Below are 20,032 nucleotides of genomic sequence, written 5' to 3' on the forward strand. Positions count from 1 at the left end.
CAAAGAAATATTCCCGGGTTGGATTTTTATCCACAGAGTGGATTTCATTTGGAAGGGTAAAAAATTGATGAAAAGAAGCGGATTAGGATAATCGGTTTAAATCAGCGAAGCAATGGTTTGTTTTGTATATCCTGATTTTTTACACTTTCCATTCCAAAATAATCTATTTTGGAAATAGCGAATTCTTTGATAAATTTATCACGACAGCTGTTTTATCACCTAATTGAAAAATCTATCAAAAATCACGGCAACCATACCGACGAAAACCTATTGATGCTTTTAAAAAAGGGCGACAGGGATGCCTTTAACTGTATCTACGGAAGGTATTGGGAGGAATTGTTTTTCTGTGCGCTTAAAAAATTAGGAGATAAGCAGGAGGCTGAAGACATTATCCAGGACTTGTTTGTTTCCATTTGGATGAAGAGAGCGGATTTTGAAATTACCTCTTCTTTAAGGTCCTATTTGTTTACGGCCTTGAAATACAAAATAATAAATTGCTTTGAGTCAAAAAAGGTGAGGAGAAATCACCTGGCTTCATTAAAACATGCGTTCGATGAATTGGATTGTGCCACCGAAAATAATTTACATATTGCTGAGGTAGAGAAGAGGGTGGAAATGGGCATCAACAAGCTGTCTCCGAAAGTGAAGCTGGTCTACCAATTGAGTCGGAATGAGCACATGTCCCTGGATGAAATTGCCGAAAAATTGGAAGTTTCGAAGCAAACGGTAAAGAATCAGATATCGAAAGCACTAAAGGTTATAAAGGCGCACCTGATACATAATTGCTTTTGGTTGATTTTTACACCCTTTGTTTGATATCCCGTTATTTTTTTCGCCGTGTGTAAAAAGCAATCTTAATTTGTTTTTTTTGAATTCGTCAACATTAAATTTATATAATATTCTTTCATTATTTACAGTTTGGAATAATATATCAGTAATTAGGTTTTGTGCAATTTTATTTTTTATTCATTTTACCCAATAGATTATATTTTTTTTGGTACCGGCTAGTACGATGCAGGTATTTAACTGACTTAAAAGTATTGGGGCATTTGTTTGAACAATTGAAAATCAATCAGTCTGGAATTGAAAATAAGAAGAATCAAGGAGATTTTAAGGAATTACCGATTTGGTCGCTCATCCGCCAAAGAGAATCAGGTGATAGACAATTGGTATGATTCCTTAAATAGTCATAAAAGCGAACTGTCTCGGGAAGAGATCGTCGACATCGGCCAAAAAATTTTGAAGCAGGTAAATGGGAAGATCGATGCCATGGCAGATTATCAATCTGAAAATTCGTCAAATCGACATCGTTTCCTACCTATTGATATCAGCTATGCCCTTAAAATTTCAGCAGTTTTCATTTTGGGCATACTAACATTTTCAGTGTTCGTAGGCAATCATACAACTTCTGAAAAAGGCAGTGCATCAGAGCTGGGTGTCCACGTAAACAAGATCAACTTATCTGATGGTAGTATAGTATGGTTAAAAAGTGATAGCAGACTATACTATCCGGAAAAGTTTGATCAGAATAGCAGAGAAGTTCGCTTGGAAGGAGAGGCTTTTTTCGATGTGGTCCATGATAAAAGCAGGCCATTTATCATCCATTCAGGCGATATGATCACAAAGGTCCTGGGGACAAGTTTTAATGTAAGGGATTACAAAAAGCAGGCCGAAAAGGCCGTTGAAGTATTGACAGGAAGTGTCAAAGTAACTTTAAACAGGGAGGACGGAACCCGGGAGAACGTGGTATTGAAATCGAGGGAGAAAGTCAGTTACAATAAGGCAGCTCCTTTCGGTGAGGAAGTGATAAAGAATGAACCACCCTTGATGTCGGGCGGATCAAACATGGATTTAAAATTTGAAGAAGCCTCTATTCAGGAAATTATAGAAAAATTGAATCATGTTCACAATGTCAGGATAAAAATAAAAAATGAAGCGCTAAGCGCTTGCAGTATTACTGCTGATTTGACAAACGAAACCTTAGATCTTTGTCTTGAAATCATCTCCAGGGCTATAAATGCGAAGTATTATCAAATAGATGATCAAATTTTCATTGATGGAAAAGGATGTATAAACTAAAAAAACAATAAATATGAAATAAATAAAAGAAAAGAAAAAAGGCCAAAAGTGTTGGAGCCACTTTTGACCTGATTGCTTCCCTAGTGCGAAGGCTAGATGCCTATAGGGACGTTTTTGCCTAAATTATTTTGTAACAAAAACTTTACAAATGTATGAAAATTCAAGTACACCACACTGCATTATTTATAAAAATAATGAGAATATCATTGGTTCAACTAATTATTTTACTGATAGTTACCGGGGTTTCGTTTGCAGGTCCTTCAAGTGCTCAGAACGTATTGAAGATCAATCTTTCACTGGAAATAGATGAGCGGCCAATAAAAGAGGTCTTGAAACAAATTGAGGAAATTGCTGATGTGAAATTTGCTTATTCGGTAGGGTTAGTGAATCCGAAAGAGACCATTTCTTTGAAAATCAAAAATGAGGAGTTAGGATTGGTCTTGGACAAAATGTTCAGATCGAAAGGTATCGAATATTTTGTTTTGGGAAAGCAAATCATTTTGAATCAATCATCTAATGATGAGATAAAAAACCGAATTTCATCGATAAAGTTAGTCCAAATGATCATTTCCGGTACGGTGACAACCCGTGATGGCGAGTCTTTACCGGGGGTAACTGTATTGGTAAAGGGCACGACCAACGGTACTGTCACGGACATTAATGGAGAATACAGGTTGGAGGTTCCGGGAAGTAGTGGAGTAATACTGGTTTTTTCGTCCATTGGGTTCAGGGACAAGGAGATTAGTGTATCGGAAACATCGACCATTGATATCGTTCTAGAGGAAGACGTTCAGAGTTTGAATGAAGTAGTGGTGACTGCTCTCGGTGTAGAAAAGGATCCCAAAAGCATCACTTATGCCACCCAGAAGGTTTCACCAGATGAAGCGATCAAAGTGAAGGATCCGAATTTCATGAATAGCCTGGCGGGAAAAGTTGCCGGAGCGGTTATTACAAAAGGTAACTTCGGGCCGGGAAGTGCACCGAGAATACTTCTACGCGGAAATAAATCTCTTACCGGAAATAGTGAGCCATTGTTTGTTTTGAATGGTGTGCCTATGGTAGGGGGTACAGACATTCTCTCCAATTACAATCCGGAAGATATTGAGAGTATTCAGGTCTTGAAAGGAGCGTCTGCAGCGGCTTTGTATGGAAGCGAGGCCGCAAATGGAGTTATTCTGGTGAATACGAAGAAAGGAATTCACGGAGAGTCCAAGGTGGAATTTTCCTCAACTTATACCGTCGAAAACGCGGTCGATTTACCGAGACTGCAAACTTCATACGGGCAGACAAATCCGGATTTTAATGACAGTTGGGGGGAACGGATTAATAATGGAAGCGATGGCCATCTGAAGGAATTTTTCCAGCCCGGGCAGACCATGATCAATTCGATTTCATTTTCCAATGGAAGTGACATTGGTCAGCTATACATGTCTTATTCCAATACCAATGCCAGCGGGATACTTCCTGAAAATGATTTAGAGCAAAACAATTTCACCGTAAGGTTAACCTCTCAATTTTTTAACGACAAGTTATCCGTAGATGCGGCTGTCAATTACACTGACCAGAAGATTTATAACCAAAATTCTGCAGGCGGTTATAGTGCGCTCCCGGGAATATATTCCTTTCCGGTAGGGGATGATTTCTCGAAGTACAACAAAGACAATTTTGAAGTATGGGATCCTGTAAGGGCCATGTATGTCCAGAACTGGCCCTATATACGGAATGAAACTTTCCCCAATCAAAACCCCTATTGGGTGCAGAACAGAAACCAGCGGGATTTTTTAAGGGACCATACCATTTCCGCAATTACAGCTAAACTTGAGCTTTACAGCTGGCTGGACTTACAGGGAAGGGTCACCTACGATAAAATTTTTGATAAATCCGAGTTCAGAAATTATGCCAGCACGCAGGGAACAGTGGCTGGTCCGAACGGCGGGTATGGAATCAGCAGGTCTGCGGTGAGAAATATTTATTCTGATTTGTTATTAATTGGCAATAAAAATATCAGTAATGATTTTAATTTATCCGGTACCTTGGGATTTAGCAATCGTGAGACTACCAGCGATGGATTAAATCTATCCAGCACAGTTGCCACCTCGCTTACATTTCCAAACTATTTTTCGGTTTTTGCGCTGAATGGACTCTTCAATAAAAGTGAAAGTCTGAGAAAGAGCATGACCCAGGCAGCATTTGGAAATGCAACACTTGGTTTCAGGGATAAAGTCTATCTGGATATTACAGGAAGAAATGAGTGGAGTTCAACTGTCTCTCAGCCTTTTTTCTATCCATCGGTTGGAGTTTCGTATATTTTGAAAGATGCATCTGCTAGCGGTGGAGGTTCATCAGGGGTTTTATCATTTGCGAAATTGTCATCCTCCTACGCGGAGGTTGGAAACAGTCTGCCTTTCGGAATAGCTAATTGGACACCCCCCATGTCCCTGGACAATAATGGAAATATTAACCCCAGAGGAACACTTCCCTATTTTGACGGAAGTGACACGCTGAACCTTAGCCCGGAGAGGACAAAGTCTTATGAAGTCGGTGCAGAACTCAGGTTTTTCAACAACCGGTTGAGCGTTAACTTGAATTATTATAATGCTACCACATATGATCAAATATTGCAAATTCAGGCTCCGGCTGGGGCAGGAGCCTCCAATTTCTGGATTAATGGAGGGATAATTCGAAACAAGGGCATTGAAGGTATCGTCAATTACAACACCGATTTGGGAGCTGTCAGATGGACCACATCACTTAATTTTTCCCACAATAGGAATCAAATCAGGCAGTTGAGCGACCTACTTGAAGCAGAGAGATTTGTGTTAACCAGCTTTAATCAGAGCAGGTTGGTATCCATATTCCTGACAAGACCTGAAGACGGAAAATATGGTGCATTTGGTGACATGTATGGGCGGACATACCAAAGGGACGACGAGGGGAATTTAATCACCAATGAGGCTGGAATCCCATTGGTTTCACCTAATCCCGACCAGTTTATAGGGAATGCAAACCCTGATTTTCTGGCAGGTTTAAACAATGCTTTCAGTTACGGGAATTTTTCATTGTCTTTCCTGATTGATAGCCGTTTTGGCGGAGGTGTGGTCAATCGAACTGAAGTTTGGTTGGATTATAAAGGGCTATCAGAGAGGACAGGATTGGCAAGGGATAATGGTGGTGTGATGGTAAATGGGCAGCTGGTGGATGCAAAAGAGTTTTACTTAAACCAAACTGGTGCCGGCGCAACGGCCATCGCCTCTGAATATTTTTATGACGCCACAAACGTAAGGTTGAGAGAGTTTCAAATCGGTTACAACCTGCCCTTCACTAATGATTTCATCAAGCAATTGAACCTTTCACTGATTGGGCGCAATTTGTTTTTCTTTTTCAAAAATGCTCCGTTTGATCCAGAGATCAGCGTAAATACATCTCCGACCTCTGAGGGTATAGCTTCGTTTAGTCAACCCCAAACCAGATCATTTGGTGCCAGTCTGAGGGCTGTATTTTGATCATTTAAAACGAGAGTTTAAAATGGATCTTTTCTGAGTCTGTCAACTTAAATAAAAGAAAATGAAAAATTTCATTCCAAATATAAAAAGTATCAGTGTCATAATCATGGCTGCAATTCTTCTGGTATCGGTATCTTGTGTAGAGTACATGCAAGATCTGAATCGGGATCAAAAGCTCATTACCGACGAATTACTACGTCACGATGCCAATGAGGGAGGGGTTTCTCTCCCGGGCATGCAACTCGGCATAATGGATGTACTCACCACCTGGCGCATTGAGATGCAGCAAAACTTAAATGCTGACAATTATGGTGGATATATGAGTCTGCCGGCACCTTTTTTTGATAACAGAAATAATGGAACCTATGCCATGGTCGATAGCTGGAACAATCAAATTTGGCTGGTACCGTCTGAAAAGGTATTGGATCAATGGGTGATGATGAAAAAAAAGGGGTTTGATGAATCTTATCCGGACCTTTATGCTTTGTCAATAATTTTTAAAACATTTGCAGGGCATCGACTTGCAGATATTTTCGGACCAATTCCCTATTCAAAATACGGTGAGTCAAGCGATGTGCGTTTTGATTCGGTGGAAGAAGCCTATGATGTATTCTTTGCAGAATTGAAAGATGCTGTAGCTGTCTTGAGAGAGGCTGAACAAGAAAATCCAGATGCAGATAAGGTCAGGTATGCTAAATTTGATAAGTCCAGATACGGGGGAGATTATGATACCTGGATAAAAGTTGCAAACACTCTAAGGTTAAGGCTTGCAATCAGGATTTCGAAAGTAGATCCGGAACGGGCCCGGCAGGAAGCGGAGAGTGCGCTGGCGGAAGGAGGAGTTTTGACAGCAGCAGATGTTTCTTTCGAAATGTCGACTGGTACCATACATCCTTTGGAAACAATTACTTCTGCCTGGCAGGAAACCCGAATCAATGCGATGGTTGAAACATTGCTCGGCGGATATAATGATCCCAGATTACCGGTTTATGCGGTACCTGCATCAGATCCCGATTTAAACGGGCAAATAAAAGGAGTTCGGTCCGGAGCTATTTTTGGTGCGCAACCTTACCTTGGTTTTTCTCAGGTAAACTTTTTTGGAAACCCCTATGTAAAGGTAATGGACGTAGCCGAGAGCTTCTTTCTCAGGGCCGAAGGCGCACTCAGAGGCTGGAATATGGGGGGTACAGCAAAGGATTTTTATGAAGAGGGGATCAGGGTTTCGTTCAATGCCAATGGAGTTGGAGGTGTAGATGAATACCTAAACAACAGTACTGGTACGCAATTGCCATATGTTGATCCTTATAATCCTGCAAATAACATAGCTCCCACCACTGACATCACTGTTAAATGGGAAGAGAATGATACATTCGAACGAAAGCTCGAAAGAATAATCACCCAAAAATGGATAGCCATGTATCCGGATGGGCAGGAGGCCTGGTCCGAATTCAGGAGGACCGGTTACCCAAAACTATATCCGGTTGCCGTCAATTACAGTGAGTTTACCGGAGGCGAATACATAAAACGGATTACATATCCCACCTCAATAACCAATAGTAGCCAGGCATCTGTGGAGGAAGCAATCGGCCTTTACTTAAATGGAGAAGACAATATTTTCACTCCACTTTGGTGGGATGTGGATTGAACGAATCAATAAAAATATGCTGAAAAAGAATTTGTGTGTACCTGTAGTTAACGTTTGTCTTTATCACCCTCGGATCCTGCCTCTTCTTTTGGGGGCAGGACTGATGGTTTTTGCTTGCCATTCCGGTGCACCGGCTGATGACAGATCTCCGGAAAATGCCTTGTCCACATTTACGCTCCAAGAAGGTTTTGAGATTGAGCTTGTTGCAGGGGAGCCATTGGTGGCAGATCCGGTAGCTATGGAGATTGATGAGCATGGCCGCTTGTATGTGGTTGAAATGCACGGATACCCGCTGGATTTGAGCGGGTCTGGCAAGGTGAAGCGGCTGACAGATACCGATGGAGATGGGAAAATGGATCAAAGTGTCATTTTTGCAGACAGTTTGGTGATGCCTACCGGGATCATGCGCTGGAAGCAAGGGTTGATTGTGACCGATCCGCCAAACGTGTACTACCTTGAAGATAGTGATGGTGACGGAAAAGCAGATATCAAAGATATCCTCCTGACAGGATTTGCGTTGTCGAATCCGCAACATAATGTGAATACCCCAAAACTAGCCTTAGACAATTGGATCTATCTTGGCCATGAACCTTCCGTAACCACCACTATTTATGAGGATAAATTTGGAGACAAAGGTACGGACGTCTATTTTCCCGAAAGGCCGGATATCAACAGGTTGCCGCAAAATGCAGGGGGAAGGAGTATCCGGTTTAAACCGGATACCTATGAACTGGAGTTGCTGAGCAGCAGGACCCAGTTTGGCCATACTGCGGATGCCTTCGGTCATCGGTTTTTGGTAAACAACAGCAACCATATCATTCAGGAGGTACTTTCTGCTGAATACCTGCAACGAAATCCTTATCTGGTAATTACGGAAGTTACACAGTCGTCCTCTGACCATGGCAGTGGTGCTGAAGTTTATCCCATTACCATCAACCCCCAACATCAGTTGCTTACAGACCTGGGAGTAATGACCTCTGCCTGCGGACTGACAGCTTACCTTGGTGGGGCCTTTCCGGAGCGGTACCACCAGGCGACTTTTGTATCGGAGCCGGTAAGTAATATTGTGCATGTGGATCTTATTAAAGAGGACGGCACTGGTTTTATTGCATCCAGAGAGCATCCTGACAAAGAGTTTCTGGCTTCTACAGATGCCTGGTTTCGCCCTGTGAATGCCTATGTCGGGCCGGATGGCGCCTTGTATATCGTTGATTATTACCGGCAGATTATCGAACATCCTGAATGGATGGCCGAAGAGGTGGTCCAATCCGGTGCTTTGTATAACGGAACCGACAAGGGTAGAATATACCGCATTTCATCTAAGGGCAGCCAACCCATAGCCTGGTCCGATAAATTGAAACTGGGAAATGCATCTCCAGAGGAGTTAATGGGCTACCTGTCTCATGAGAATGCCTGGTGGAGGATGAATGCCCAAAGGCTATTACTGGACCAGCAACCTCCTGCCCTGATACCCGCTCTAAAAGAGTTGGCAGTGTCCGGGGAAGACCCAATGGGCAGACTTCATGCATTGTGGACCTTGCAGGGTATGGATGCGCTGGACCAGCAAACCCTCAGCCATTCTCTGAAAGATCCGGTACCTGGGATTAGGGAAAATGCGATCAAACTCTCCGAGTTTTTTCTGGCATCTTCTCCTGAGTTGACCGACCTGTTGTTGACATTGAAGGACGATCCGGACCCAAAGGTCCGATTTCAGTTGATTCAGACGCTTGGGTATGTGGAAAGTGAACCTGCGTTTCTGGCTCGGGAAGAACTTTTGTTCCGGGATATTGATGACAAGTGGGTGCAATTGGCAGCGCTTTCAGCACCGTTTTCAGAAAGCAGCCGTCTTATTACACCGGTTCTGGACCAGTATACGGCCACACCGGCCTACAACAGTCTGGTGCAAAAGTTGGCCTCTATGGTGGGTTCCAGCATGGATGAGCAGGCTATTTTCACCATGGTCCATAGAGCGGTTCAAAGCAATACCCAGAATGAGTACAATTGGCAGCCCGCTCTGTTGCGTGGTTTGGCAGAAGGGATCAAAAGCAAAAAGCTGGAAGGAGCGCACGAAGCTGCTGCAGGTCTGCTGGCCTCAAGCGTTTTTGATCATCCTTCACCGGAAGTAAAGGCGGCGGCAATTCAGGTATTGGAAGGTATTGGACTGGAGCATGTGGAGCGAAAGAACGAAGCTTTGTCCAAAGCAAAGGCGATCGCACAAAACCAATCTTTAAGTGGAGAAGAAAGAAGCATCGGAATTCGTTTTCTGGCTTTGGGCAATATAGCAGAATACCAGGATATGCTGGTAGAAATGGTGGAAGTAATGGAGCCTTTGCCTGTTCAATTGGCAGCTTTTCGTGCTTTAAGTAAATCAGAGGATAGTTCTTTTTCAAAATTGGTGATCGACCGGTGGGAAAGCTTCACGCCCGAATTAAGGGATGCGGCTGTTAGTGCGATGATGATGAATGGGGAGCGGATTACTGTGTTACTGACAGCCCTGGAAGATGGATTGATACAGAAGGCCACTATTGGCTGGAGAAGAAGTGTAGGCTTGATGGCCAACAAAGACGAAACGCTCAGGGTAAGGGCCAGGGCTATTTTGACCCGGCCGGAAGGCGAAAGCGAGAAAATTATAGAGACCTACCAACCTGCTCTCGAACTTCAGGGGACCATAGATGAAGGTGCCGTAGTCTTCCGGAAAAATTGTGCTATCTGTCACCAAATGGGCGAGGAGCAGGGGATTGCCTTTGGGCCGGACCTTTCCTCTCTAAAAAACAGACGTCCTGCCAGTATTATGATGGATATTCTCAATCCTAATTTGTCCATTGCTGACGGCTATGATCTCTGGGAAGTAGAATTACAAAACGGGGAGCTTCATCAGGGGCTTATTTCCTCGGAGACTCCCACAGCAATCAACCTCAGGAACGCTGGAGGAATTGACAGGAACATTTCGAGGACCAACATAAAGACGCTGAAATTAGTAGAAATGTCTGCCATGCCCACGGGACTTGAGCAAGGTATTTCGGTCCAGGAAATGGCAGATTTACTTGCTTATATTCGTAAAGCAGAATGATACAATTGCATTACTTATTACAAATATTTCACAAGTAACCGAAAGAAAATGAAATTGCTATATATGAAAAGATTGATCCTATCGCTGCTGACTTTTGGAGCCTTTCAGCTGACTGGTTTTGGGTCAGCCCCCAAGCCTCTGAATGTAGGACTGGCAAGAGTAATTATTACTCCTGAAACGCCGGTTAGGCTAACCGGCTATTCCAGCAGGGATGTACCGTTTGAGGGTGTGCATCATGACCTTTGGGCCAAAGCGATGGCTTTTGGCGATGAAAAAAGAGGATACCGTATAATTATTACGGTAGACTTACTGGGTATTCCACATAAGATCACCGAAAAGGTGAGGGAAGCGCTCGCACAAGAGATAGGTGTTTTACCCGCCAATCTCTCTATCTGTGCTTCCCATACTCATAGTGGTCCGCAAATTGGGAATATTGTTTCCCATTTTCACAAGCCGCTGGATCCGGACGAGTTGGCAGAAATAGCCGTGTATGCCATGGGGTTGGTGCCTAAATTAAAAGATTTGGCGATGGATGCCATAGCAAATGCCTCGCCTTCCCTGGTATCCCATTCGAAAGGAGAAGTAGGTTTTGCAATCAACAGGAGAACCTCAATTAACCCAGAGGGGGTAACGGATCATTCTTTGCCGATCATGAAAATTACAGATTTGAATGGCGAAATTAAGGCCGTACTGGTAAATTATGCCTGTCATGCAGTAACACTGGGCCCCCTGAATAATGTGGTTCATGGGGATTGGGTTGGGGAAGCCCAGCTTCAGATGGAAGAAAACCTACCTCCCGGTGCCCTGGCCATGGTGGTCATCGGCTGTGGAGCCGACCAAAACTCCTCCCCGCGAATGAATACGGATAAGCCGGAAATGGATCTGGTTTATGCCAGAGATCAGGGAAAACAGATAGCAGATGAGGTCGATCGATTGCTGACTAAAGATGATTGGAAACCCATCCATCAGCTGCCTGAAGGCAAAATGAAATATGTGGAATTAAGCTTTGCGAGTATGCCTGATCCGAAACAATTGGCCGCCGATGCCAAAGGATCGGGACGGACGAGTAATTACTCACTTCTGTTATTAGGTAGAATGGCGAGAAGTGGCGATATTCCTGAGAAAATCAATTACCCGATCCAGGTGTGGGATTTTGGAAAAGACCTGGTGATGATTTTTTTAGCTGGGGAGGTCGTGGTAGATTATGCGCTAAGGCTGAAGCAGGAGTTGGGCGAAGACAGGGTATGGGTAAATGCCTATGCCAATGATATGCCCTGTTACATTCCATCGCTGAGGATATTGAGAGAGGGAGGGTATGAAGCGGAAACAGCGATGATTGGGTATGAGAAGCCCTCTAAATTTACTGAGGACGTAGAAGAGACAATCATGAATGGTATATATGCTATTTTACCTAAATCAAGTAAATGATGAGATGCTCTCAACTGATAGTTGCCACACCCCTTGAGTCTGACCAACAGAAAAAATCCATCGTGGTCTTTTTCCTGATGCTGCCTCTGCTTTTATCAACACATTTTTCTTTTGCCGGAGACTTTAGGGCAGCAGTGGTCAAGGAAAACATAACCCCAAAAGTATCCAAATTCCTTTTAGGGTATGGAGCCCGGCAATCCGAAGGGGTTCTGGATAGTATTTACCATCAGATTTTATTATTGGATGACGGTGAGTCTATCTTTGCGCTGGTGTCCACAGATATCTGTTTGATCTCTCCCGCTACCTATGACCAGGTAGCAAAATTGGTGGAGCAAAAGTTTGGGATAGCACGATCTCATTTCTGGTGGGCTGCCACTCATACGCATTCTGCACCGGAAGTAGGCGGGCCCGGACTCCCGGCGGCTTTTATGGGAGAGCGGTATACCCACCCCATTGATACCAGCTATACGGATTTGGTCACCTCCAAATTATTGGCCGGTATCGAACGGGGCATAAGGGAACTTGCGCCCGCAAGCCTCGGTGTTGGTTGGGGTCATTCATTCGCCAATATCAACAGGCGAGCCAGGGATATTGACGATATCGCTTTCCTGGGCCTCAACCCGGACGGAGCAGTGGACCGAAAGATTGGTATCCTGAAAATAGTGCAGCAGGAAGATCACCGGTTAATGGCTACAGTGGCGAATTATGCCATTCACGGGACCGTTTTGGGAGGACAAAATTTACTGATCAGCGGGGATGTCTCCGGAGTAGTCGCCAACTATGTGGAAGAAAAATCTGGTGCCCCCATGCTGTTTATCAATGGAGCGGCAGGCAATATCGCTCCTATTTACAGTGTATATCCGGATGCCAGATCAGGAAGACTGAATCAATTCAGAAGGCTTCTGGGAGATAAAATTCTGGAGGCCAATGCTCAGATCCTTAACTATGAAAACCAGGTTTCATTCACGGCTTCGGAGATGGAATTTTTGACGCCGGTGAAGGAGGGATTAAAATGGCCTGAGGCCTTAAATGATTACCTTGCGGATACCACTGCCGATGTAAAAATGATTAAAGTACCTGCGCGTTTCCTGAATATCAATGACAAAATAGGGATTTGGGCAAGTCCCCTGGAGCTGTTTTGTGAAATTTCGAATGAGGTCAGAGATCGGTCTCCTTTTCTCTATACCTTTTATTATGGCTATACCAATGGTTGGTTGGGCTATATGCTAACCGAGGAGGAGTGGGCTTATAAAGGTTATGAACCGACTGTATCGCCCTTTATTCCCGGTGCCGGTGAAAGATTCGGTGAGGCAGTTTTGTCTTACTTACAAAGTGAACTAAAAAGCAAAAAATTAAACTAATTTTGAGATGAAATCCTTATTTTCTGTGAGTGTACTTATCCCCGTCTTATCCATTTCCATGATTTTCAATTCCTGGGCCCAAAACCCGGATTTTCCCTGGCCGGAAGGGAAGAGGATGGCCCTGAGTTTGAGCTTTGACGATGCCCGGGCCAGCAATCCCGATCCGGGGGCTGCCTTATTGGATGAGTATGGGGTCAAAGCTACTTTTTATGTGGTTCCGTCCGGTATGGAAAGTGATATTGCAGCATGGAAAGAGGTTGTCGCCTCGGGACATGAGATTGGAAACCACTCCCTGTACCATCCCTGTAGTGGCAATTTTGTCTGGTCGAGAAATAAAGCCCTTGAGGATTATACCCTGGAGCGTATGCGTAGTGAATTGTCCGCTGCCAATGAGGAGGTAGAACGGCTCCTGGGGGTAAGACCGGAAGTCTTTGCCTATCCTTGCGGGCTTACCTATGTGGGCAAAGGGGAGCGTACCCAAAGTTATGTGCCTTTGATCGCAGAAATGTTTCTCTCGGGAAGGGGCTGGAAGGATGAAGCTCCCGTAGATCCCTATTATGCGGATATGGCGCAGCTCACCGGGATGGAAATGGACAACAAGTCCTTTGAGGAAATATTGCCTCTGATAGAGGCTGCTGCTGAAAACCGCCAATGGTTGGTCCTGGCCGGGCATGAGACCAGGACGGAGGGCAATCAGACCACTTACCTGAGCATGCTGAGAAAGCTGGCTGCTTACGCCAATGATCCGGCCAATGGCATTTGGATCGCTCCAGTCGGGGAGGTTGCGAAATATGTCAAGGAAAAACGGGCAGAAATGGAAGGGAACCTGAACATTCCCGGTATATCCCGGCCTGCTGAGGGAGAAACCATTTACCTTACTGCAGAAAAGGGCAAGGGTATAGGTCCGGATATCAAATACATGCCGGAATGGAATGCATTTGGCTGGTTTACGGCTGAGGATAGGGTGGAATGGGACCTGGACCTGCCAGAGAAAGGTAAGTATGAGGTTTGGATGGAATGGTCTGTATCCGACGAAGAGGCGGGCAAGCCTTTTGTGCTTACCTCCGGCGAACAGACCCTTGAAGGGATCGTAAAACCTTCCGGATCCTGGGAGACCTTTCAAAAAACGAAGATAGGGGAACTGGCATTGGAGGAGGATTTTAACCGGATTATTGTGGCTTCCGGGGAGGATTTTGATGAGGGGGCTCTGATGGATTTAAAAGCGCTGACGCTGGTGCCGGTAGGGAAATGATCAGAATTGGATAAAATTTATTATTTTTAGCCTGTATCTAAACCAATCATTTTTCAAAAACCGTATGGCTAAATTTCGTTTCAAGCAACGGATATTAAAATTCCTGAGGAGTTTTTCCAGGTATTTCATCGACCTACTAATTGTTGCTTTCGGGGTTTTCCTGGCCTTATATGTGGGTGAAAGGAATAACCAAAAGAAGACTGACCAAAATACATTAAACGCATTAACACAGATAATTTCCGAACTCGAAGCAAATGCCCGGAATTTAGAGAACAGCATTGCTTACCACGAAAAAATTAGCGTTGAACTGGATAGTCTAAGCAAAACACTGGATGAAGAAGACTATTTCTTACCGTTTCTGGAGCATTATAAGAAGTTTAATTTCACCAAGCTGCCCAGCTGGAAAGGCTATATAATTGCGAAAACAAACGCTACTTTTTATGAGAGCGCAAAGGTAAGCGGTATATTTAATGAATTGAATATCAATACCATTCAGGTAATAACCAATGTCTATGACTCTCAAAAGCAGTATTCAGACGTTGCCAACCTTTCATTGAACAAGTTACTGGACCTCGATTCCAATACAAAAATTGTAGATGTTTCTGTATTAATAGAACGGCTCGTAAAGGAAGACCTTTTTCACTTGGAGACTACTTTATTATCAGAGGCGAATGCAGGGGTTGAAAGATTAAAAGAGATCGTGGAAAGTAAGGGCTATAAAAAGTAAACAAGGAAACGGATGTTTTAAGAAAAGTAAAGCTAAATGGATTTGAGAAGGCAAAAGCTTTTACAATAAGATACCAGCAAGGAAGAGGGGCATCCGTTTCTCCCCAAAACACAGAGATTGTTCGATTGGGAAACAAACTCGTAATCACGAATCCCGTGTTTAGCAAAATAGCCGTATATGATTTAGTCGAAGAAAACTTGAAACACTACCCCTGCCTACCAACCTTAACCGCATCAGAAAAATCAGGGACCTATACCAGGTATGTCAATTCAAGAGAAGAATTTAACAGTCGAAAACCAGAGATCGGGAAAGAGGTCACCTTTTTACCTTAATGAGCGATTCGGCAAATAACCAGTAGGTTAGGGTTTCAATCGTAGGTTTACCAAGGAGGAATGACAAAGGGCTGCTGGAAATGTATGACCACAAGGTGTTAATCAGTATTCTCAATGATGCTTTTGAGGTAGTCAGAGAGACAGAGGTTGTAAATGGTATTGGTAAGCCTTTTTCGACTCCCATACCCCAGAGACCTTTCTTTAAGGATGGAATGGTATGGTTTTATTTGAATGTGAGCGATGAATTGGCTTTTGTTCGATTGACTGTGAAATGACATTTGTTTTGTGCACCACCTTCCATGTTATCAATCATTTAAAAATTAATAGCCTAAATTTAAGTTACCATGGCCGAAGAAGCAGAAGATAATATATGGCCTTTACCAAAGTTTTACTTCGAGGTAGACTTTGGAACCGGGGCTGCCGTTCCCTTTCAGGAGGTGAGTGGTTTGGAGACAGAACCACAACGAATGGAATACAGACATGGCAATAATCCGGTATTTGCTCCTATCAAAATGCCGGGAATGATTAAGTATGGCTGTGTGACTTTAAAGAAGGGCATTTTTAAGAGCGACCACCTATTTTGGGATTGGTTCAAAAAGGTCAGGATGAATACCATTGAACGCCGAACCCTAATCATCAAACTTTGTGATGGGAATGGTATTCCAACGATGACCTGGACCCTTAACAATGCTTTTCCTGTCAAAATAACTTCTTCTGATTTAAAATCAGACGCAGATGAAATAGCGGTGGAGGCGATTGAAATTTCATTTGAGGAGCTTTCCATGAGTAATGGTTAAACGATCACCACCCTCTGACTAAATAGGAATATAATTAAAAAGTCCCCAAGCTTTTCAAGGTCCGGAAATCGGAAACAACTACAGAAAACAGAAATCCCCAGGTCGGCCAAAGCCTGGATTAGTAGCATTTATTGAATTCAGGCAAGATAGGACCAGGGGACACCTTGGCTGGGTTACCTTTCAGCGGGCTAATTGGGAATATTAAAGAGAACTTCATTTTCTTTCATTTGTAAAACGGTTGGATTATATCCGTTTAACTTAATATTCTGCTTATAAAGGATGCCGTTTTGGAAAAGATAAGATAGTGGACAAAAATTGGTGAGGGTTTTATTATTCACAATGGTTAATATAAAACCACTTTCTGAACCCTATAAATTACCGACAGAAAATGGATTTTCCAAACCTTTCAGCTCAGCCTGGAACATCGTTTCAACGGATACATTTTTCGTTACTGCTTCTGTCAAAAAAATGATTTCCATTGCTTTCCACAAACTAGGGATTTCGATGAGTGGTTATCATAATGAACTGAATCTCCAGGCAGTAAACTGAACTATACAGGTGAAGTTCCGGTACGGACATGCTTCAGGCGGTAATCGGCCGGGGACATGCCCGAATACTTTCTAAACACATTCCGAAAAGCTTTGGTATCGGTGTACCCTACATCAAACATGATTTCATACACCGTCTTATGGCCGTTTTCCAACTCCCGCTTTGCACCCTCTACCTTTACCCGTTGGATGTATTCGACCACGGTGTTGCTTGTTGCCTTTTTAAACCTTCGCTCCATCGTTCTCCGGACCAGATTGAATCGTCCACATAATTCTTCCACGGTCATTTTTTCCTGGTAATGAGACTCGATAAAATGCTGAACCTGTTTTATCCGCTCATCCGCATGGTCTTTTTGCCCGCTAAAAATGATAAATGGCGACTGGGAGGTCCTGCCCATATCTATCTGGAAGATTTTGGAGCAATATATGGCGGCCTCCTTGCCTACGTACTTTTCAATCAAATATAGTATCAGGTTTGCTGATGAAAAAGCTCCCCCACCCGTGTAAATGCCGTCTTCATCTGTGAGTATTTTGTCCGGCACCAGATTGATTTCAGGAAACAGCTTTTGAAAATCTGCAGCTGCCCGCCAATGGGTTACACAACTCCTTCCATTGAGCAATCCGGTGGATCCCAGAATAAAGGCTCCCAGGCATAGGCTGGCCACCTGAGCGCCTTTGTCACGATTATTTCTGATCCAGGGGCAAAATCCCTGGTTCTTTTTGATGGCTTCGGCGGTTAAATGCTGCTGAACCGGCGGGATAAGGATCAAATCTGTCTTTTGGACTTCATGAAGTAAGCTGTCCGCTTCGATAGTGTAATGATTTAAACAGACTTTGCGTTCCAAGCCCACAAGCTCCACATTAAAAATGGCTGATTGCCCTTGCTGCTCCAGGTAGGCGTTGGCCTCAAGGAATCCCTGCCGTGCATTCTCCATTCCTGCCAGGTTTACGCCATGCAGGAGTAAGATAGAAACATGTTTCATCCTTAAAATTGTCTTGATGGTCAGATGTCGGCCCGAAAGACATAAGTCAGGCTGGGAATATTCATATAGGGAATAATTATCACCCTTTGTGAGGATTTCATCATGGCTAACTGACTTTAGGCAAGCTCGATTTCATGACGCAAAATAACTATCTTTTGTCGCATTCTTCCCTTTTCTTTGTCGTTTTTACACGCTAGTATCCTAATGCAGAAAGCCTATTTTTGTAAAGATGGATTTAAAGTAATCTATCAGCAGTTAAAAAAACATGAGCAAAAAAATTCCGGCCCTTGCTCGGGCCTCTGCCATGGATTAAAAGGCCGTTACTTATGCCTGTCGAAATGTGTGTGATTTAGTTAAGCCGGAAAAAAAATTAGAATAAAACGAATAGTGTTTCTTGCCAGAAATCAGATTTAGACGAAAAAAGATAGATAAAAACAACCGTACCATGAAAACCAATCCATATCTCAACTTTGACGGACAAGCCGAAGAGGCTTTCCGATTTTACCAGTCGGTGTTTGGTGGGGAATTGACTGTCATGAAAATGAGCGAAGCCCCGAACGTAGATAAACTTCCGGAAGAGGAGCGAAACCGTATCATGCACATTTCCCTGCCGATCGGCAAAGACACCATTCTGATGGCCTCAGATATCCTGCCTTCTATGGGGCATACACTAAAAAAAGGCAACAACCTGTACATCTCCATTCACCCCGAAAGCAAAGAGGAAGCGGATCGCCTTTTTGCCGGTCTTTCCGATGGGGGAGAAATTGAAATGGTACTTGAAAAGCAGTTTTGGGGTGACTACTTCGGAAGCTTCAGCGATAAATTTGGGGTGTTGTGGATGGTAAATTATAGTGATGAAGCATAAGATTTTAACGATTGTAAGCTTAATCTTCGGTTTACTGTTTATCAACGCCGGCCTCAACAAGTTTTTCTACTACATGCCGGTCCCCGATGATTTGCCTGAAAATATCCTAAAAACCATGGACGCTTTCAACATGATTGGTTGGATAAACCCATTGGTAGCTGTGATTGAGATTCTGGGAGGCCTGCTCTTTATTCCGGCAAAGACGCGAGCCCTCGGGGCAATGGTCATTTTTCCGGTAATGGTAGGAATCATCATCCATCATCTGGTGGTGGCGCCTGCCGGACTTGCGCTTCCAATCGTGTTGTTTGCGATTTTGGTTTGGGTGATCGTTGAGAATCGTAAAAAATACTTTCCGATGATCGCATGACGCATCTCATTACTGCTAACCAGAAGCATCAAATGGTAGAAGTCTTTAAAACCAACGTGAGCCACCCAAAAAACGCCAAATCGCTGGTCGAAATCATTCACAGGCAGTTCCCGGCGTATCGGGCCAACTTTGACCTTGAGGACTGTGACAATATCCTCCGGGTGGAATGTGCCGGAAAGCTACCCCATGCCCCTTATATTATTGAAACGCTTCAACGTACGGGTTTCCATGCGGAAGTACTGGCTGACGAGAAGGAAAATCAGGAAGATACCAGAGGGTGAAGTAACCCTATGGGCATAACTGTCGATTGTATTTCAAATAAATGATTTGTTATGAGAAGGATAATTGTGCTCTCATTCGTCACATTGGACGGTATCATGCAAGCACCCGGCGGACCTGAGGAGGATACATCCGGCGGATTTACTTATGGGGGTTGGCTGGCTCCGTTTTTTGATGAAACCTATGCTTCGGTCATGGAAAAGCAGTTGCGTCCCGCAGATCTGCTACTGGGCAGGAAGACGTTTGAAATATTTGCCTCGTATTGGCCGGAGCGTAGCGATGAATGGCCAGGTATCAATGATGTCACAAAGTACGTTTTGTCCAGGACGATGCAACAATCGGATTGGCAAAACTCGGTTTTCCTCAGCAGCCTGGAGGATATCAAACAGCTTAAAAATACGGAAGGGACGGATATTCAGGTTCACGGCAGCAGTAAGCTTATCCAGCTGTTGTTGAAACATGACCTGGTGGATGAATTATGGCTCAAAATTCACCCCCTGACTCTGGGTAGGGGTAAGAAATTATTTGACGCGGGTGTGATCCCTGCTGCATTTACGCTTACAGCAAGCACAGTGACACCCAGCGGCGTGATCATTGTTAATTACAAGCGAGCCGGAGGAGTGAAAACTGGTACAGTAGGGGACTAGGAAAGTGGCGTTGGCAGGGAGTGTTAGTTCCAGTAAATTTTCAGGTATATTTGGTTTAAAAGCATTAAGCAATAAATGTCCAATTATCTTTTGAAAGTGGCAAAGGAACACCGGTAGAAAGAGCCTGGCATCCTGCCATCTCCGAAGAG

Annotated in this window: 16 protein-coding genes; 15 read left to right on the plus strand and 1 reads right to left on the minus strand. The window is 43.8% G+C overall.

Annotated features, from left to right (window positions below):
* The first annotated feature begins 273 nt into the window (after positions 1–273).
* The 11 genes from BUB19_RS17175 (at position 274) to BUB19_RS17225 (ending at position 16,194) form a co-directional block, all read left to right on the plus strand.
* The gene (locus BUB19_RS17175; protein ID WP_143156077.1) at positions 274–816 is read left to right on the plus strand and encodes an RNA polymerase sigma factor; all 543 of its coding nucleotides are present in this window, start codon (positions 274–276) and stop codon (positions 814–816) included.
* Positions 817–1,239: 423 nt separating this feature from the next.
* The gene (locus BUB19_RS17180) at positions 1,240–2,079 is read left to right on the plus strand and encodes a FecR family protein (RefSeq protein ID WP_143156078.1); all 840 of its coding nucleotides are present in this window, start codon (positions 1,240–1,242) and stop codon (positions 2,077–2,079) included.
* A 194-nt stretch (positions 2,080–2,273) separates the two neighbouring features.
* Entirely contained in the window at positions 2,274–5,582 is a 3,309-nt protein-coding gene (locus BUB19_RS17185) for a SusC/RagA family TonB-linked outer membrane protein (RefSeq protein ID WP_073096060.1), read from the plus strand.
* A gap of 106 nt (positions 5,583–5,688) precedes the next feature.
* Positions 5,689–7,227: a SusD/RagB family nutrient-binding outer membrane lipoprotein gene (locus tag BUB19_RS17190; protein WP_178371525.1), complete on the plus strand. Its 1,539-nt coding sequence runs from the start codon at positions 5,689–5,691 to the stop codon at positions 7,225–7,227.
* 16 nt (positions 7,228–7,243) lie between these two features.
* A complete protein-coding gene (locus BUB19_RS17195; RefSeq protein WP_245802888.1) occupies positions 7,244–10,297 on the plus strand; it encodes a PVC-type heme-binding CxxCH protein in 3,054 nt (1,017 codons plus the stop codon).
* Between the two features lie 63 nt (positions 10,298–10,360).
* Positions 10,361–11,725, plus strand: coding sequence for a neutral/alkaline non-lysosomal ceramidase N-terminal domain-containing protein (locus BUB19_RS17200; RefSeq protein ID WP_073096063.1), 1,365 nt, complete (start codon positions 10,361–10,363; stop codon positions 11,723–11,725).
* On the plus strand, positions 11,722–13,086 hold the full coding sequence (locus BUB19_RS17205) for a neutral/alkaline non-lysosomal ceramidase N-terminal domain-containing protein (RefSeq protein WP_084097420.1): 1,365 nt from the start codon (positions 11,722–11,724) through the stop codon (positions 13,084–13,086). The genes BUB19_RS17200 and BUB19_RS17205 overlap by 4 nt, the downstream gene beginning before the upstream one ends.
* A 7-nt stretch (positions 13,087–13,093) precedes the next feature.
* Entirely contained in the window at positions 13,094–14,338 is a 1,245-nt protein-coding gene (locus BUB19_RS17210) for a polysaccharide deacetylase family protein (protein ID WP_073096067.1), read from the plus strand.
* 64 nt (positions 14,339–14,402) lie between these two features.
* Positions 14,403–15,065 (plus strand): hypothetical protein, encoded by a 663-nt coding sequence (locus BUB19_RS17215; RefSeq protein WP_073096069.1) that lies wholly within the window; start codon positions 14,403–14,405, stop codon positions 15,063–15,065.
* Positions 15,066–15,477: 412 nt separating this feature from the next.
* Positions 15,478–15,672 carry a hypothetical protein gene (locus BUB19_RS17220; protein ID WP_073096071.1) on the plus strand — a complete coding sequence of 65 codons (195 nt, stop codon included), beginning with the start codon at positions 15,478–15,480 and terminating at the stop codon, positions 15,670–15,672.
* A gap of 69 nt (positions 15,673–15,741) precedes the next feature.
* The gene (locus BUB19_RS17225) at positions 15,742–16,194 is read left to right on the plus strand and encodes a phage tail protein (protein WP_073096072.1); all 453 of its coding nucleotides are present in this window, start codon (positions 15,742–15,744) and stop codon (positions 16,192–16,194) included.
* Positions 16,195–16,744: 550 nt separating this feature from the next.
* Here the strand turns inward: BUB19_RS17225 and BUB19_RS17235 are convergent.
* Complete coding sequence (locus BUB19_RS17235; protein WP_073096077.1) at positions 16,745–17,725, minus strand: GlxA family transcriptional regulator; 981 nt, start codon at positions 17,723–17,725, stop codon at positions 16,745–16,747.
* Positions 17,726–18,170: 445 nt separating this feature from the next.
* On the opposite strand from BUB19_RS17235, the gene BUB19_RS17240 reads away from it, so the two are divergent.
* Genes BUB19_RS17240 through BUB19_RS17255 form a run of 4 tightly spaced genes read left to right on the plus strand, consistent with a single transcriptional unit; the run spans position 18,171 to position 19,883 of the window.
* Entirely contained in the window at positions 18,171–18,590 is a 420-nt protein-coding gene (locus BUB19_RS17240; protein ID WP_073096079.1) for a VOC family protein, read from the plus strand.
* Positions 18,580–18,957 (plus strand): DoxX family membrane protein, encoded by a 378-nt coding sequence (locus BUB19_RS17245; RefSeq protein WP_073096080.1) that lies wholly within the window; start codon positions 18,580–18,582, stop codon positions 18,955–18,957. The genes BUB19_RS17240 and BUB19_RS17245 overlap by 11 nt, the downstream gene beginning before the upstream one ends.
* Positions 18,954–19,238: a hypothetical protein gene (locus tag BUB19_RS17250; protein WP_245802889.1), complete on the plus strand. Its 285-nt coding sequence runs from the start codon at positions 18,954–18,956 to the stop codon at positions 19,236–19,238. Before BUB19_RS17245 ends, BUB19_RS17250 begins: the two co-directional genes overlap by 4 nt.
* Before the next feature lie 51 nt (positions 19,239–19,289).
* Complete coding sequence (locus BUB19_RS17255; protein WP_073096082.1) at positions 19,290–19,883, plus strand: dihydrofolate reductase family protein; 594 nt, start codon at positions 19,290–19,292, stop codon at positions 19,881–19,883.
* Positions 19,884–20,032 lie beyond the last annotated feature (149 nt).

The sequence above is a fragment of the Cyclobacterium lianum genome (assembly GCF_900143075.1).
Lineage (GTDB): Bacteria > Bacteroidota > Bacteroidia > Cytophagales > Cyclobacteriaceae > Cyclobacterium > Cyclobacterium lianum.